This window comes from Streptomyces sp. NPDC041968 (assembly GCF_055589025.1).
This window is the reverse complement of sequence record NZ_JBVJCB010000005.1, coordinates 417,211-433,233: the sequence shown is the minus strand read 5'-3', so window position 1 is coordinate 433,233 and position 16,023 is coordinate 417,211. Positions and strand designations below refer to the sequence as shown.

The following is a 16,023-nucleotide window of genomic DNA, read 5'->3' as shown; positions in this document are numbered from 1 at the left end:
GGTGGCGCCCGGGAGGCACACCGGTGCTCTCCGTGAGGAGCGCGGTGCGAAGCCACCGTGATGCTGCCTGAGCGGCGCGTCGTCGAGAGGCGCGAAGGCCGACTGGTGGCTGGTGGTCAGCCCGGTGCGGACCGCTGGGACGCGTCGCTGGTCGGGTGAACCCTTCCGTCGCGCCCTCGCCCGGTGACGGTATCGACCGTGGTAGTCGACAGACATGCCGATGAAGCCTTCTACTGCCGCGGACCGTCCACCATGGTTCGGGCGGCTGCGCCGCGCCATCAGTCGTTCACCGGTCGGGCGTGGATGGCGACGGGGCAAGGGCATTGAGCTGGGGTCGCGTTCGCTGGGCTTTGCGGCGCTGGGGTTGCTCACGCTGGTGCCTCTGCTGATCATCGTCTCTTCTGCCGATCCCGAGCGTGGACGGGGGTTCGCACAGTGGCTGGGGGAGGGACTGGGCGTCTCGACTGCCTCCAGACAGCAGGTCGAGAAGTTGTTCACCCGACCCGGGCAGGCGCTGCGGAGCACGACCGCGTTCGGTATCGCCGCCCTTGCCGTGTTCGGCCTCTCCTTCGGCGCGGCGGTGCAGACCGGCTACGAGAAGGTCTGGGACCTGCCACCGGCCCGCTGGTGGGCCCGGTGGCGGCATCTGGTCTGGATCGGCGTTCTCACCGGATACCTCTTCCTCTCCGCCACCACCACGCTGCGGCCGAAACCGCTGGCAGGAGGGGTTGTCGCATCGGTGAGCGCTGTTCTGTTCCTCTGGTGGTCCCAGCACCTGCTGCTCGGCGGCCGGATCCGCTGGCGTGCCCTGCTGCCGGGCGCGGTGGCCACCGTGATCGGACTGCTCGGCCTGAGGGTCTTCTCCAGCGTCGTCTTCTCGCCGTTGATCGCGTCAAACGCCGTCACCTACGGTCTCGTCGGCACCGTCCTGGTCATCCAATCCTGGCTGCTCGGCGTGGGTGTCGTCGTCTTCGGCGGCGCGCTGGTCGGCCGATTGCTGCATGAGGAACTCCTACGCCTGACGCCCCCACGGAAACGGCGCAGCTGAGACCGGCCCCGCAGAACCCGTGTGGGCTCCACGGTCCGTGCGGATGGCCCCAGGAGTAGGCTGAAGTTACCGAGGGCATCTCGTACACCGGCTTCCACGCTCGTGTCGTTTTCGGCGATTGATGACACCGGGCCGGTGGTAATCGGCCCGGGGCAGGGTTCGCGCCATGACTGCGACCGTTTCCCTCGCGCCGACATCCGAAGACCGGTTCACCACCTCGTCTCCGCGCCTTTCGCTGGCTCCCGCAGGTTCCGCACCCGCTGTGCTGGACGGTGCCTGGTGGCCCCGCTCCTCTGATCTCGCGGCGGAACTCCCCTCGTTGCTGGCCTTGCTCGATCCGTTGTGGGGGCGGATCACCCGGGTCACCGTGAATCCGGTTCACTGGCCCGTCATTCCGCGCAAGGTGATCGTCGCCGGGCGTGTGGTGAAGGTCGGCTGGTTCCTGGCCGAGCAGGACCCGCACGAGCTGCTGCTGCTTTCGTACGGCGTGGGTCGCTGGAACCTGTTGGTGATTCCGCCGTCGACGCCGGCTGCTTCGGCCGCGTGGCTGATGGCGGCCGGGAGCGACCCCCTGGGCACGTCGACCGCGCGCCGGCTCGTGGCGGAGGCGGAGAACCTGCGGACTGCCGCGAAGGACGACCGCGCCTCGGAAGCGGTCTGGAACTCCGAAGGCGGGCACCTGGTCGATCCCGCCCCGCGTCCACGGATCCCCGGAGCCACCACCGGCGTACCGAACCAGGCGAAGGGGATGTGACCACCATGGGAATCCTCGTCACCGTGATCGTGCTCCTGGCGGCGATCGCCCTGGGCGTGCTCGTCATCCACCTGCTCAACGCCCAGCACGATGAACGCATCGCCGCCTTCCACTACGGCCACCCCGGCCCGGCTGTTCCGGGACCGGGATCACCCGCTCCGCGGAAGGCAAGCGGACGGGACGGAGCGAGCGGGATCGGTACGTCGGGAAACAGGTGATCCTCATGACCGGCTCAGACCCCACTTCGGCTGCCCGGCACCTGCCGGGTGGCGTTCACGAGGACGTACGGCCCGGGTACGCGCTGCTCCGGCTGCGGACCACGGAGTCGCGAGAAGGTGTGCTCGACGGTGCGTGGTGGCCACGGTCGCGCGACGTCCGTGCCGAGCTGCCCGCGCTGGTGGACGCCCTCACCGGCCATGTCGGCCCGATCACGCGTGTCGGACTGGACGCCACTGCCTGGGAGGGGCTCACGACGCGGATCGTCGTGGACGGCCGGGTGGTACACATCGACTCCTTCGCGGTGGGCGATGACACCGTTCTCCTCACCCGAGGCGACCGGGACGTCTTCTCGCTGCTGGTGGTTCCGCCGGAGACGGCTCCCGAGGCCGCTCGCGCCGCCATGGCTCAGGCCGTCCGGAGCGACAACATCACCAGGGCGGAACAGATACTCATCGCCACCCGCAGCGCACCGACGTCACCGGAGTGAGGCCGGCCGATGATCCAGTAGGACCCGCACCACCCTGGCCGCCTTACGGCCCCTCCCCGGCACGCAAAAGGGCGAGGCCCGAAGACCCCGCCCGACTCCTGCGAAACCCCCGCTCAGGGCCACACCAGGCAGTACGCCTGATGCCCCGCGTCGTGCAGCCGGTGCGAGAAGTCCTGCCACTCGTGCAGCAGCTGGTACACGTTGAACGCGTCCCGTGGGCCGCCCCGGTCCGGGACCGTCGACCAGATGAAGGCCGCCGCGCCGACGGCCTCCTCGCCGATGCCGCGCAGGGGGTCGACGACGGTCATCGGGAGCTTCACGACCGCGTAGTCGGGGTGCAGGACGACCAGCTCCAGCGGGGGGACCTTGTGCAGGGGGACGCCCTCGATGCCGGTGAGGACCATCGCGGCCATGGTCTCCGGCTTGATCTTGGTGAACATGCCGTTCATCCCGAGCTCGTCGCCGCCGAGTTCCTCGGGGCGCATCGAGATCGGGACGCGGGCCGCGGTCGCGCCGTCGGGCGCGCCGAAGTACTTGTAGGTCACCCCCACCCGACCACCATTCCTGCTCCCCGCCCCCAGCCGGTCGGCCCGCCGGTCGAGCCGGTCGGGCTCGCCCGGGATGCCGTGTGCCTGACGTGCTTCGGTCGCTTCCTCAGCCTCGCGCCGGTGCCTCCCCCGCCGGGCACGTCGAGGACCCAGGTCGTCGGTCCCCTCGCCCAGTCCGCCACCGCGATGCATATCTCCACCCGACTGCTTTTCTAGGATGCGTGGCCCCCGCCGCGCAACCCGATCATCGTGTCAGTGACCTCCCCCACGGCCGCTCGCCGAAACGTGCGGTGAAACATATGTCCGTCATATGTCCGCGGGACGTCGGCGGCCCCCCTCCACGCCGCCCGCGTGAGCTGCGTGGATGAGCTCCAGTCTGGCAGACGGTACGGCGATCGGGGCGGTTGTCTACCCTGATGAGGTCACCCTGGGCAACCAGGGGGCGTGCGGGGCCCCAGCCGGGCCCGGGCAGCGTCCGATACGTCGGAGAAAGTCGAGAAGGTCGGAGAAGTCGCAGGTCATGAGCGAACTGGCATACCCATACGAAGCACCGGCCTCGCAGGCTCTGTTCGACCGCGCGGCGGCCGTCACGCCCGGCGGTGTGAACTCCCCGGTGCGGGCGTTCCGCGCCGTCGGCGGCACACCCCGGTTCATGGTGTCCGGCACCGGGCCGTACCTCACCGACGCCGACGGGCGGGAGTACGTCGACCTGGTCTGCTCCTGGGGGCCGATGATCCTCGGGCACGCGCACCCCGAGGTGGTCGCCGCCGTGCAGGAGGCGGTGGCGCGCGGGACGTCGTTCGGCACGCCGGCCGAGGGTGAGGTCGCCCTCGCGGAGGCGATGGTCGAGCGGGTCGCCCCGCTGGAGGAGGTGCGGCTGGTCTCCAGCGGCACCGAGGCCACGATGTCGGCGATCCGGCTCGCCCGCGGGTTCACGCAGCGGACCAAGGTGGTCAAGTTCGCCGGGTGCTACCACGGCCACGTCGACTCGCTGCTGGCCGCCGCCGGCTCGGGTCTGGCCACCTTCGCGCTGCCCGACACCCCCGGCGTCACCGGCGCCCAGGCGAGCGACACGATCGTGCTGCCGTACAACGACCTCGAGGCGGTGCACGCGGCCTTCGCCGCCCACCCCGGCGAGATCGCCTGCGTGATCACCGAGGCCTCGCCCGGCAACATGGGCGTCGTGCCGCCGCTGCCCGGGTTCAACCAGGGGCTCAAGGACGCGTGCGCCGCGAACGGCGCGCTGTTCGTCTCCGACGAGGTCATGACCGGCTTCCGCACCAGCAAGGCAGGCTGGTACGGCGTGGAGGGCGTGGTCCCCGACCTCATGACCTTCGGCAAGGTCATGGGCGGCGGCTTCCCGGCCGCGGCCTTCGGCGGACGCGCGGACGTCATGGCGCACCTCGCCCCGGCCGGCCCCGTCTACCAGGCCGGCACCCTCTCCGGGAACCCGGTCGCCACCGCCGCCGGCCTCGCCCAGCTGCGGCTCCTCGACGACGCCGCGTACGAGAAGGTCGACGCGGTCTCGGCGCAAATCCAGTCGCTGGTCACCGAGGCGCTCACCAAGGAGGGCGTCGCGCACACCCTGCAGAACGCCTCCAACATGTTCTCCGTCTTCTTCACCGAGGGGCCGGTCACGAACTACGACGAGGCCAAGGCGCAGGAGTCCTTCCGCTTCACCGCCTTCTTCCACTCGCTGCTCGCGAACGGCGTCTACCTGCCGCCGTCCTCCTTCGAGTCCTGGTTCGTGTCCACCGCCCACGACGAGCGGGCCCTCCAGCGCATCGCCGACGCCCTCCCGGCGGCGGCCCGCGCGGCCGCTGAGGCGAGCGCATGAGCGAGGACCGCGACCAGGAGCTGACCGTCGTCCACGTCATGCGGCACGGCGAGGTGGAGAACCCGACCGGCGTCCTCTACGGCCGCCTGCCCGGCTACCACCTCTCCGACCTGGGCCGGCGCATGGCCGACCGGGTCGCCGAGCACCTCGCGCCCCGCGACGTGACGTACGTCGTCGCCTCCCCGCTGGAGCGGGCGCAGGAGACGGCGGCGCCGATCGCCAAGATGCACGGCCTCGATCTCGCCACCGACGCGCGGCTCCTGGAGGCCGAGAACGTCTTCCAGGGCAAGACCTTCGGCATCGGCGACGGCGCGCTGCGCCGGCCCGCCAACTGGAAGCACGTGGTCAATCCGTTCAAGCCGTCCTGGGGCGAGCCGTACGTCGACCAGGTCGTGCGGATGATGAGCGCGCTGGAGGCGGCCAGGGAGCGGGCGCGCGGGCACGAGGCCGTGATCGTCAGTCACCAGCTGCCGATCTGGACCCTGCGGTCCTACGTCGAGCGCCGCCGGCTCTGGCACGACCCGCGCAAGCGGCAGTGCACGCTGGCGTCGCTGACCACGTTCACGTACCGGGGCGACCGGATCGTGTCCGTCGGCTACACCGAGCCCGCCCGCGACCTCGTCCCGCCCCACCTCCTCGCGGGGGCCAGGCCGGTCAAGGGGCAGGGCAAGGCGTACGGGGCCTGACCGCCACGGCCCGCGCCTACCGCGCGACCGGCGGTATGTGACGCTCGTTACGTAACCCGCACATATTTCCGGAACCCGCACGTTCGTCACGTCCTCTGACTGGATGACCACCAGAGGACGTGACGAACGAGGTTGCGATGCGCACTTCCACCCGCACTCTCACCCGCAGGGGGATGCTCGGGCTCGGCGCGGGGGCCGCGGCCGCCGCCGGGCTCGCGGGCTGCGGCTCCCACACGGCGTCGGGCGGGACGCACCAGGCCGGCGGTTCCGGGAGGCCGTCGCCCTCCGGGAGCGGCGAGCCCCCCGCGAAGCCCATCGGTGACGGCTCCACGTCGTACACCGGCAGGCAGCCGCACCAGCCGGACGCGCCCGTGCCGCTGGAACCGGGCGAGACCCCGCCGCAGTTCGTCGTCTTCTCCTGGGACGGGGCGGGCGAGGTCGGCAACGGGCTCTTCCCGCGCTTCCTCGACCTCGCGAAGGAGCACGGCGCGCACATGACCTTCTTCCTCTCCGGCCTGTACCTGCTGCCCGAGTCGAAGAAGCGCCTCTACGACCCGCCGAACAACCCGCGCGGCGCCTCCGACATCGGCTACCTCACCGACGCCCACATCAAGGACACGCTGAAGAACGTCCACCGGGCCTGGCTCGACGGCCACGAGATCGGCACCCACTTCAACGGCCACTTCTGCGGCGGCACCGGCACGGTCGGCAACTGGACGCCCGCGCAGTGGCGCAGCGAGATCGACCAGGCGAAGTCCTTCGTGAAGGAGTGGCGGACCAACACCGGCTGGACCGACCTGCCGTCGCTGCCCTTCGACTACGACAAGGAACTCGTCGGCGGCCGCACGCCCTGCCTGCTCGGCCAGGACAACCTGCTGCCCACCGCCCGCGAGCTGGGCTGGCGCTACGACGCCTCCTCGCCCGGCGGCCGTCAGGTGTGGCCGGCGAAGAAGGACGGGATCTGGGACCTGCCGTTGCAGCAGATACCTTTCCCCGGCCACTCCTTCGAGGTCCTCTCGATGGACTACAACATCCTCGCCAACCAGTCGGTCAACTCGACCAAGGCACCCGCCCACCACTACCCGGGCTGGCGTGAACAGGCCACCGACGCCTACATATCCGGCTTCAAGCGGGCATACGAGACTAATCGGGCGCCCTTCTTCGTCGGCAACCACTTCGAGGAGTGGAACGGCGGCATCTACATGGACGCCGTCGAGAACGTCATCGAGCACATCGCGCGGGAGAAGGAGAAGGGGAGCGGTCAGGACATCCGGCTCGTCTCCTTCCGCCAGTTCACCGACTGGCTGGACGTGCAGCAGCCCGAGGTGCTTGCCAAGCTCCGCACCGTCGAGGTGGGGCAGCGGCCGGCCGGCGGCTGGAGCGCCTTCCTCAAGGAGGCCCCCACACCCTCGGGAAACGCCGCCTGAAATGCGGGTTTCCGCCCCTGAGGGGGGTGTGCAAGATCCCCGGAACGGACATGCGAAACTTTTCACATGAGTGCCGCCAGCCGCGCCCCCCTGCGCTCGAACCGCTCGAACCGGTCGAACCGCTCGCACCGCGCCAGCACCACCGCCCGCGCCCGCCGCCGTGTCGTCCTGACCGCCGGCGCCGTGGCGGTCGCGCTGCTGGCCACCGCCTGCGGCTCGGGCGGCACCTCGGGCGGCGGCGGTGACACCGGCTTCGTCACGGGCGCGGACGGCATCTCCACCGCCGACAAGGGCGAGCGGGCCGACGCCCCCGACCTGTCCGGCGAGACGGTCGACGGAGGGCAGCTCGACGTCGGCGACTACAAGGGCAAGATCGTCGTCCTCAACGTCTGGGGCTCCTGGTGCCCGCCCTGCCGGGCCGAGGCCAAGAACTTCGAGAAGGTCTACCAGGACGTGAAGGACCAGGGCGTCCAGTTCGTCGGCATCAACACCCGCGACACCTCCACCGGACCGGCCCGCGCCTTCGAGAAGGAGTTCGGGGTCAGCTACCCGAGCCTGTACGACCCCACGGGCAAGCTGATGCTCCGCTTCGAGAAGGGCACCCTGAACCCCCAGGCGATCCCCTCCACGCTCGTCATCGACCGGGAGGGCAAGGTCGCCGCGCGCACCCTCCAGGCGCTCAGCGAGGAGAAGCTCCGCAAGATGCTCGCCCCGTACCTCACGGACGAGTCGGGCAAGTCGGAGACGTGACGTGACCTCGATGTCCACCCTCGCCGCCGAGGGCTTCAACGGCACGGTGCTCAACGGCGCCCTGCTGGTGGCCCTGCCCATCGCGCTCCTCGGTGGCCTCGTCTCCTTCTTCTCGCCCTGTGTCCTGCCGCTCGTCCCCGGCTACCTCTCCTACGTGACCGGGGTCACCGGCACCGACCTCGGCGAGGCCCGCCGCGGCCGGATGGTCGCCGGAGCCTCCCTCTTCGTCCTCGGCTTCACCGCCGTGTTCGTCTCCAGCGGAGCGCTGTTCGGCTACTTCGGCTCGACGCTCCAGGAGGAGCGGGGCGTCCTGACCAAGGTGCTCGGCGTCCTCATGATCCTCATGGGCGTCTTCTTCATCGGCCTGATGCCCTGGTTCACCCAGCGCGAGTTCCGCTTCCACAAACGCCCGGTCACCGGCCTGGTCGGCGCCCCGCTGCTGGGCGCGCTGTTCGGCATCGGCTGGACGCCCTGCATCGGCCCGACCCTCGCCTCCGTGCTGGCGCTCTCCGCCGACCAGGGCACCGCCGGGCGCGGCGCCATACTGACCGTCGCGTACTGCGTCGGCCTCGGCGTGCCCTTCGTGCTCGCCGCGGTCGCCTTCCGCAAGGCGCTCGGTGCCTTCGGCTGGATCAAGCGCCACTACGTGTGGGTGATGCGGGTCGGCGGCGTCATGATGATCGCGACCGGCCTGCTGCTGCTCACCGGCGTGTGGGACAGCATCGTGCAGGACATGCAGACCTGGTCCAACGGCTTCACTGTAGGGATCTGACCGATGAGCGACACGACCACGGACAAGACCCCGGCGGCGGGCGAGGACCAGGACCTCGGCGCCGCCGGCTCCCAGCTCTCCACCGCCCCCCGGGAGGAGGCCCCGAACCTCCCCGCCCTCGGCGTCGTCGGCTGGGTCCGCTGGTTCTGGCGGCAGCTCACCTCGATGCGGGTGGCGCTGCTGCTGCTCCTGCTGCTGTCGCTGGGCGCGATCCCCGGCTCGCTGATCCCGCAGAGCGGCGTCGACGAGATGAAGGTCGCCGAGTTCCGCGACCGGCACGACATCCTCGGGCCGCTCTACGACAAGCTCGGCCTCTTCCACGTCTACAGCTCGGTGTGGTTCTCCGCGATCTACATCCTGCTCTTCGTCTCCCTCATCGGCTGCATCGTCCCGCGCACCTGGCAGTTCGTCGGCCAGCTCCGCAGCCGCCCGCCCGGCGCGCCCCGCCGCCTGGACCGGCTGCCCGCGTACACCACCTGGCGCACCGCGGCCGAGCCCGAGCAGGTCCGCGAGGCCGCGCTCCGGCTGCTGGGCGGACGCCGCTTCCGCGCCCACACGGTGGGCGACGCCGTCGCCGCCGAGAAGGGCTACGTGCGCGAGGCCGGGAACCTGCTCTTCCACATCGCGCTGATCGTGATGCTGATCGCCTTCGGCTGGGGCCAGCTGTTCAAGTACGAGGGCAACAAGCTCATCCTGGAGGGCGACGGCTTCTCCAACACGCTCACCCAGTACGACGACTTCAAGTCCGGCAACCTCTTCGACCCGGACCACGACCTGACCCCCTTCAGCTTCAGCCTGAAGGACTTCCACGGCACCTACGAGGCGAGCGGCCCCAACCGCGGCACCCCGCGCGTCTACGAAGCCAAGGTCACCTACAGCGAGGGCGCCTACGGCAAGGAGCGGACCAGGACCATCGAGGTCAACGAGCCCCTGGAGATCGACGGCTCGAAGGTCTACCTCACCGCCCACGGCTACGCGCCCATCGTCACGATCAAGGACGGCAAGGGCAACGTCGTCATGGACAAGGAGGCGACCGCGCTGCTGCCGCTGGACTCCAACGTCACCTCCTCCGGCGCCGTCATGGTCCGGGACGGCTACCGCAACGCCGAGGGGAAGAAGGAGCAGCTCGGCTTCAACGCCTTCTTCCTGCCGACCTACGGCGGCAAGGGCAGCACGATGCTGTCGACCTTCCCCGCGCTGATCAACCCGATGCTGGCGCTCTCCGCCTACCACGGCGACCTCGGGGTGGACGCGGGCTTCGCCAAGAGCATCTACCAGCTCGACAAGACCAACCTGGAGGAGTTCAAGGACTCCGACGGCAAGCTGTTCAAGAAGCAGCTCAAGGTCGGCGAGACCATGACCCTCCCGAACGGCGCCGGCACGGTCACCTTCGACGGCGTCCAGGAGTGGGCCAACTTCCAGGTCACCGAGCAGCCCGCCAGCGGCTGGGCGCTCGCCGGTTCCGTCGCCGCCATCCTCGGCCTCGCCGGCTCCCTGTTCATCCAGCGCCGCCGCGTGTGGGTGCGGGCCGTCAAGGGCGCCGACGGGGTGACCGTCGTGGAGATGGCCGGCCTCGGGCGCAGCGAGTCCGCGAAGGTCCCCGAGGAACTCGGCGACCTCGCGGGCGCCCTGTACGAGCAGGCGCCCGACGCGCCGAAGAACGACGACGACACCCCCGATTCCCCCGACACCCACGTCGTACCTGCCGAAGGGGCTGAGAAGTGACTCTCGCCGCCGCAACCGATCTGGCCGCCGCGACCAACGAGAACCTCGCGAACATCAGCAACACGCTGATCTACTCCGCGATGGCGGTCTACACCCTGGCGTTCTTCGCCTACATCGCCGAGTGGCTCTTCGGCAGCCGCAGCAAGGTCGGCCGCACCGCCGCCGCGCTCACCGCGACCGGCGAGGCGGCGAAGACGAAGACCGCCCCGGCGGTCACCGTGAAGAAGGCCGGCTCCACCGCCGTACTGGAGCGGCCCCAGGTCGTCGTCCGCTCGGCGAGCGGCTCCCGCGACGTGCCCGACGGGCCGGGGGCGCACGGCGGCACCGTGCAGGGCGACCTGTACGGGCGGATCGCCATCTCCCTCACCGCGCTCGCCTTCGTCATCGAGTTCGGCGGCGTGCTCGCCCGCGCCCTGTCGGTGAAGCGGGCGCCGTGGGGCAACATGTACGAGTTCAACATCACGTTCACGACGGTCGCCGTCGGCGTGTACCTCGCGCTGCTGGTCCTGAAGAAGAACGTCCGCTGGCTCGGCCTCCCGCTGATCACCACGGTCCTGCTCGACCTCGGCCTCGCCGTCACGGTCCTGTACACCGCCAGCGACCAGCTCGTCCCGGCGCTCCACTCGTACTGGCTGTACATCCACGTCTCCACCGCGATCTTCTGCGGCGCGGTGTTCTACGTCGGCGCGGTCGCCACGATCATGTACCTCTTCAAGGACAGCTTCGAGAGCAAGCTCGCCTCCGGCGGCACGCCGGGCCGCTTCGCCAGCTCCGTCCTGGACCGGCTGCCCGCCGCGGCCTCCCTCGACAAGTTCGCCTACCGCGTCAACGCCGCCGTCTTCCCGCTGTGGACGTTCACGATCATCGCGGGCGCCATCTGGGCGGGCGACGCCTGGGGCCGCTACTGGGGCTGGGACCCCAAGGAGGTCTGGTCCTTCATCACCTGGGTCGCCTACGCCTGCTACCTGCACGCCCGCGCCACCGCCGGCTGGAAGGGCCGCAAGGCCGCCTACCTGGCCCTGCTCGCCTTCGGCTGCTGGCTGTTCAACTACTACGGCGTCAACATCTTCGTCTCCGGCAAGCACTCCTACGCGGACGTGGGCCTGGGCGCCCTCCAGTCGGTGGGCTTCTGAACCCTCCCCGCCGAAGGCCGGTTCCGGTGACCCGGGTCACGGGGACCGGCCTTCGCCGTGCGCGGGGAGGCACGGCACGGGGCGGTTTTCCTAGGGGCGGTCGCGGGCCACGCCGGTGATGATGTCCCGCAGGCGTTCGACGTACAGGCTCAGGTTCTTGTGGGCGATGTCCGTGTCCGGGTGGCGGGCGGCGAACCACAGGCCCTCCGGGAGGCGGGTGACCCAGGCGCACACCTGGTCGCCGTAGGAGACCCGCAGGAGCGCGTAGGCCGACTGGCCGGGCCAGTGGCCGGAGCCGGGGACCTCGCGGGCGTCGACGTAGGACACGATCGAGTACAGGTCCGGTGAGACCGGCCGGAAGTCGGTGCCGAGCAGGCGCAGCACCCGGTCGATCGGCATGCGCGACATCCGCCGGTTGGCCCGGAGTTCGGCGTGGACGGTCCGCAGGGCGGTGGGGAAGTCCCGGGCCCGGTCCGCCGGCACCTCGATCGGCGCGCCGCCCACGTACCAGCCCACGGACTCCGACCACTGGGACCGGGACCTGGTGTGGAACGGCACCACCGTGCGGTAGACCGGCTCCCCGCCGATCTCGTGGACGGCGAGCGCGGTCGCGGCCAGGACGCCGGCCAGGCTGCCTCCGTAGGGACGGCAGTACGCCTCGAAGGCGGCGGCGTCGGCCGCGTCCACCAGCGGCTCACGCAGCAGCCTCTGCTCAGGCAGTGGCCCGCCCGGCTCCAGTCCGAGGTCGACCGGGAAGGAGGGCAGCCGCCCGTCGCACCGCCGGATGAACTCCCGCCAGCGGGCGACGACGTCGTGGTCGCCGTCGATCCGGTCGGCCTCCGCGCGCTCCGCCTCGCAGAAGTCGACGTAGCTGCCGACCGGCGGCTCCTCCAGGGTCCGGCCCTCCACGCCGGCCCGGTACAGCTCGTGCACCTCGGCGGGGATGCGGTAGAGGGAGTAGGCGTCGACGTTGCTGTGGTCGAAGGCCATGTAGACGCTCGCGCCGTCGTCCCGGACGACGGCCGTGTAGATCAGGTTGGGCCAGCGCAACGCGTCCGCTACGCCGTCGAAGCGGGTCTGGAGGTGGCGGGCCAGGTCCGTCGCGTCCGGGAAGTCCCCGACGTCCTCCCGGCGCAGGGCCACCGCGTCCGCGTCGAGCGTGAACCGGCGCATGGTGTCGTCGGCCCCTCCGCCCCAGCGGAAACCGCTGCGCAGCGTCTCGTGCCGCAGCGTCCAGGCGCGCAGCGCCTCCTGGAGCGCGTCCAGGTCGACCGGGCCGGGGAGGTCGAAGGCCGCGCCGAGCCAGGTCGGCACGAACAGGCCGTCGTCGCGGAGCGACCGCGCGGTGCGGATGTGCGACTCCTGGATGTACGCCGGTGGCCGGGCGTCCTCGGGCAGGGCCGCCGCGACCTCGACGGTCGCCGGACTGAGCGTCCACTCGACGAGGTGCCCGGGCCGGATCTCGCAGCGGTGGATGTCGGTCAGTCGCACGAGGGGTCTCCGTTCGCAGATGTCACAGACCCGACCAACTGAATGCCCAGTCCGCGACCGTGCACCGGGTGTGTCGGCACTCTTCAACGAAACGGATGGCCCCTCGAACGGCGGTACGGGGACCGTCGTTCACCCCGCCCGGTCGTCCCCCAGGTAGGCGTCGAGGGCCCCCGCGCCCGCCAGCATCGCCCGGGTCCGCGCGGTGAGCGCCCGCTCCCGTGCCCCGAGCGCGGCCCGCAGCGCCTCGCCGCCGCCCTCGCGCCGCAGGCCGTCCAGGACGGGACGGATCTGCTCGAACAGGTAGTGGGCACCGCGCAGCGTGTGCACGAGCCGGGCGTCGCGCACATCGGCGGCACCGAACACCCGGTAGCCGGTGCCGCGGTCACGCCGGGGCGTGAGCAGCCCCGCCGCCTCCCACACCCGCAGCGCGGACGTCCGTACGCCGATCAGCGCCGCCACCTCGCCGATGCGCAGTCCGGCGGAGCGGGGCGGCGGCCCGGGCTCCTCGCGGGCCAGCGCCTCCAGTGCCGCACTCGCCTCCCGCAGCGAGACCCGCTCCGTGTGCAGGGCCGCGTGCGCGCCGTCGACCAGCGCGAGCGCGGCGGGCACGTCCCCCTCGTGCACGGTCCGCATGATCCGCGTCGCCGCCACCGGCCCGTACCCCTGTTGCAGCGTCCGGTACGTCAGGAGCGCCCGCAGGTGCCGTTCGCCGAAGACGCGGTAGCCGGCCTCGGTCCGGTCCGCGGGAGGAAGAACGCCGGCGTCCTCGTAGTTGCGGATCTGCTGCGTCGACAGACCGGCCCGGCGGGCGAGGTCGACGGTGCGCAGACGGCGGTCGTTCGTCATCGACGAGAAGGGTAGGCCCGGGCGGAGACTGGTGATTCACGCGATGCGGGACGCGGTGACGGACGCCGACACTGCGGGGGCTGTTGCCCCCATCCACCCCGTCACGGAGGTGCCGATGTCCGGCCCGCTCACGACACGCACGCCGAGAACCCGCACAGCACGGTCATGGCCGCGCCGCTTACGAGGAGCGCTGTCCGGCGTCCTCCTGCTGTCGGCGACCGCCCTGGCCGCCGTCCCCACCGCACTCGCCACCCCCGCCGCCGCGGCCGACGCGCCGACCGTCACCACCCGCTACGGGCAGGTGCGCGGCGCGACGGGCGAGACCACCCACGACTACCTGGGCATCCCCTACGCCGCTCCGCCCGTCGGCGACCTGCGCTGGAAGCCGCCCGCGACGCCCGCGCGCTGGACGGGCGTCCGCGACGCCACCACCCCCGGCAACCCCTGCATGCAGGCGAACTCCTCCACCCCCTGGGGAGACCTGGCCGGACCCGGCACCCCGAGCGAGGACTGCCTCTACCTCAACGTGCACGCGCCCACCGAGCGTTCCGTCACCAAGCGGCCGGTGATGGTCTGGATCCACGGCGGCGGCTTCACCATCGGCTCCGGTGCCTTCTACGACGGCGGAAACCTGGCCACCCGGGGCGACGCGGTCGTCGTCACCCTCAACTACCGCCTCGGTGCCTTCGGTTACCTCGCCCACGAGGGCCTGGCCGGTGAGTCCCCGGAGGGCCTCTCGGGCAACTACGGCCTGCTCGACCAGCAGGCGGCCCTGCGCTGGGTACGGCAGAACATCGCGGCCTTCGGCGGCGACCCCGGCAACGTCACCGTCTTCGGCGAGTCGGCGGGCGGCGGCAGCGTCTGCCAGCACCTCGTCTCGCCGCGCGCCACCGGGCTCTTCCACCGGGCCATCGCCCAGTCGGGCTGCGGCTTCCCGCTGCCCACCCAGGAGTCCCAGCAGCGCACCGGCGCCTCCTGGGCCGGCTCCCTGGGCTGCGCCGACGTGGCCTGCCTGCGCGCCAAGCCCGCCGGCGAGCTGCTCACGGCCTCGACGGCCCCCACCGCCCGCTGGGTCCCCAACGTCGACGGCCGCGTCCTACCCCTCCAGATCGCGGACGCCCTGGAGAGCGGCCGCTTCCACCGCGTCCCGGTCCTCCAGGGCACCACCGCCGACGAGGGCCGCCTCACCGTCGCGACCACCTACGACCTGGCCGGCCGGCCCCTCACGGCGGCCGGCTACCCGGTGGCCGTCCGCACCCTGTACGGCGACCGCGCCGACGCGATCCTCGCCCGCTACCCGCTGTCCGACCACGGCACCCCCGCCGAGGCCCTGGGCGCGGTCTTCACCGACTCCCAGTTCGCCTGCCTCCAGTCCCGCACGGCGCGGCTGATGTCCGGCCACACCCGCTCCTACCAGTACGAGTTCGCCGACCGCCAGGCCATGGACCACCTGAACCTGCCGGTCGGCTTCCCGCTGGGCGCCCCGCACGGCTCCGAGATCCGGTACGTCTTCGGCGGCGTCTCCGGCACCCCCGCCCAGAACGCCCTGGCGGACCGGATGCTCGGCTACTGGACCAACTTCGCCCACACCGGCGTCCCGTACGCGGTGGGCGCCCCGCGCTGGAACCAGTACCCGAAGGTGCAGGTGCTCGCCCCCGAGGCGATCACGGCGTCGACGACCTTCCCGCAGGACCACAAGTGCGACCTGTGGCTCCCGTCGGACCCGGCCCGCTCCTGACCGGCTCCAGCACCGCGTAGTCCGCGAAGCAGCGCCGGTAGCGCAGGTGCCGGGTCTCGCCCGTGTGCCCGCGCTGCCACTCCTCCACCTCCTCCGGGCCCCCACGCGGCCCGGAGGAGGCACCGCAGTCGGCCTCGTCCCCCGACACGCAGCGCGCCTCGTACTCCGGCCACGCGGACGGGTCCTGGACGATCGTGAACGGCACGTACCGAAAGACCCGCCGCAGGGTGTGCGCCTGCCGCTGGTGCCGGGCGAGCAGCACGTCGGCGTCGGTCTCCGCGCTGCCGTCGCCGACGGCCCGGGCGTGGGCGCGCAGGACGGCCAGCTGCGCGCAGAGGCCGCACCCGGCCACCGGTTCGGGCGGCGGCGGCAACGCGACCAGCGCCCGTGCCGTCGACGCGTCGCTCAGCGAACGGTCGTTGACCGCCCGCACGGCGGCGCTCAGTCGTCCCTCGGAATCCATCGTGCAACCTCCGTGACTCTGGGTGTATCGAGGGTTGCTCAGGGGAATCGTGCGAAGCAATGCTTGGCGCGTGACACTCGTGGACTGTCACGAAGGGGG

Annotated in this window: 16 protein-coding genes; 12 read left to right on the top strand and 4 right to left on the bottom strand. The window is 71.4% G+C overall.

Annotation, left to right across the window (positions count from 1 at the left end):
- Window positions 1-214 precede the first annotated feature (214 nt).
- From ACZ6EG_RS15700 to ACZ6EG_RS15685, 4 genes are all read left to right on the top strand, one after another.
- On the top strand, window positions 215-1,048 hold the full coding sequence (locus ACZ6EG_RS15700; RefSeq protein ID WP_391970112.1) for a YhjD/YihY/BrkB family envelope integrity protein: 834 nt from the start codon (window positions 215-217) through the stop codon (window positions 1,046-1,048).
- Between the two features lie 166 nt (window positions 1,049-1,214).
- Window positions 1,215-1,802, top strand: a complete 588-nt coding sequence (locus ACZ6EG_RS15695) for a DUF5994 family protein (protein WP_391970111.1) — start codon at window positions 1,215-1,217, stop codon at window positions 1,800-1,802.
- Between the two features lie 5 nt (window positions 1,803-1,807).
- Complete coding sequence (locus tag ACZ6EG_RS15690) at window positions 1,808-2,020, top strand: hypothetical protein (RefSeq protein ID WP_469605001.1); 213 nt, start codon at window positions 1,808-1,810, stop codon at window positions 2,018-2,020.
- Between the two features lie 5 nt (window positions 2,021-2,025).
- Complete coding sequence (locus tag ACZ6EG_RS15685; RefSeq protein ID WP_469604910.1) at window positions 2,026-2,508, top strand: DUF5994 family protein; 483 nt, start codon at window positions 2,026-2,028, stop codon at window positions 2,506-2,508.
- 113 nt (window positions 2,509-2,621) lie between these two features.
- Here the strand turns inward: ACZ6EG_RS15685 and ACZ6EG_RS15680 are convergent, their stop codons facing one another.
- The gene (locus tag ACZ6EG_RS15680; protein ID WP_356940894.1) at window positions 2,622-3,059 is read right to left on the bottom strand and encodes a hypothetical protein; all 438 of its coding nucleotides are present in this window, start codon (window positions 3,057-3,059) and stop codon (window positions 2,622-2,624) included.
- A gap of 517 nt (window positions 3,060-3,576) precedes the next feature.
- On the opposite strand from ACZ6EG_RS15680, the gene hemL reads away from it, so the two are divergent.
- The 7 genes from hemL to ccsB all read left to right on the top strand — a co-directional run bounded on the left by hemL (window position 3,577) and on the right by ccsB (window position 11,386).
- On the top strand, window positions 3,577-4,893 hold the full coding sequence (gene hemL / locus ACZ6EG_RS15675; RefSeq protein ID WP_391970108.1) for a glutamate-1-semialdehyde 2,1-aminomutase: 1,317 nt from the start codon (window positions 3,577-3,579) through the stop codon (window positions 4,891-4,893).
- The gene (locus tag ACZ6EG_RS15670; RefSeq protein ID WP_391970107.1) at window positions 4,890-5,579 is read left to right on the top strand and encodes a histidine phosphatase family protein; all 690 of its coding nucleotides are present in this window, start codon (window positions 4,890-4,892) and stop codon (window positions 5,577-5,579) included. Before hemL ends, ACZ6EG_RS15670 begins: the two co-directional genes overlap by 4 nt.
- 137 nt (window positions 5,580-5,716) lie before the next feature.
- Window positions 5,717-7,006 carry a polysaccharide deacetylase family protein gene (locus tag ACZ6EG_RS15665; protein WP_469604905.1) on the top strand — a complete coding sequence of 430 codons (1,290 nt, stop codon included), beginning with the start codon at window positions 5,717-5,719 and terminating at the stop codon, window positions 7,004-7,006.
- A gap of 66 nt (window positions 7,007-7,072) precedes the next feature.
- A complete protein-coding gene (locus ACZ6EG_RS15660; protein ID WP_469604902.1) occupies window positions 7,073-7,756 on the top strand; it encodes a TlpA family protein disulfide reductase in 684 nt (227 codons plus the stop codon).
- 10 nt (window positions 7,757-7,766) lie between these two features.
- Window positions 7,767-8,528: a cytochrome c biogenesis CcdA family protein gene (locus ACZ6EG_RS15655; protein WP_384696474.1), complete on the top strand. Its 762-nt coding sequence runs from the start codon at window positions 7,767-7,769 to the stop codon at window positions 8,526-8,528.
- Window positions 8,529-8,531: 3 nt separating this feature from the next.
- Window positions 8,532-10,253, top strand: coding sequence for a cytochrome c biogenesis protein ResB (gene resB / locus ACZ6EG_RS15650; protein ID WP_391970104.1), 1,722 nt, complete (start codon window positions 8,532-8,534; stop codon window positions 10,251-10,253).
- Window positions 10,250-11,386: a c-type cytochrome biogenesis protein CcsB gene (ccsB, locus tag ACZ6EG_RS15645; RefSeq protein ID WP_391970103.1), complete on the top strand. Its 1,137-nt coding sequence runs from the start codon at window positions 10,250-10,252 to the stop codon at window positions 11,384-11,386. Before resB ends, ccsB begins: the two co-directional genes overlap by 4 nt.
- A gap of 90 nt (window positions 11,387-11,476) precedes the next feature.
- Here the strand turns inward: ccsB and ACZ6EG_RS15640 are convergent, their stop codons facing one another.
- Window positions 11,477-12,877, bottom strand: coding sequence for a condensation domain-containing protein (locus tag ACZ6EG_RS15640; RefSeq protein ID WP_391970102.1), 1,401 nt, complete (start codon window positions 12,875-12,877; stop codon window positions 11,477-11,479).
- Window positions 12,878-13,006: 129 nt separating this feature from the next.
- Entirely contained in the window at window positions 13,007-13,723 is a 717-nt protein-coding gene (locus tag ACZ6EG_RS15635) for a MerR family transcriptional regulator (RefSeq protein ID WP_391970101.1), read from the bottom strand.
- 115 nt (window positions 13,724-13,838) lie between these two features.
- On the opposite strand from ACZ6EG_RS15635, the gene ACZ6EG_RS15630 reads away from it, so the two are divergent.
- Window positions 13,839-15,461, top strand: coding sequence for a carboxylesterase/lipase family protein (locus ACZ6EG_RS15630; RefSeq protein ID WP_391970100.1), 1,623 nt, complete (start codon window positions 13,839-13,841; stop codon window positions 15,459-15,461).
- Here ACZ6EG_RS15630 and ACZ6EG_RS15625 read toward each other — a convergent pair.
- Window positions 15,388-15,924, bottom strand: coding sequence for a DUF7848 domain-containing protein (locus tag ACZ6EG_RS15625; RefSeq protein ID WP_469604896.1), 537 nt, complete (start codon window positions 15,922-15,924; stop codon window positions 15,388-15,390). The genes ACZ6EG_RS15630 and ACZ6EG_RS15625 overlap by 74 nt on opposite strands.
- Window positions 15,925-16,023 lie beyond the last annotated feature (99 nt).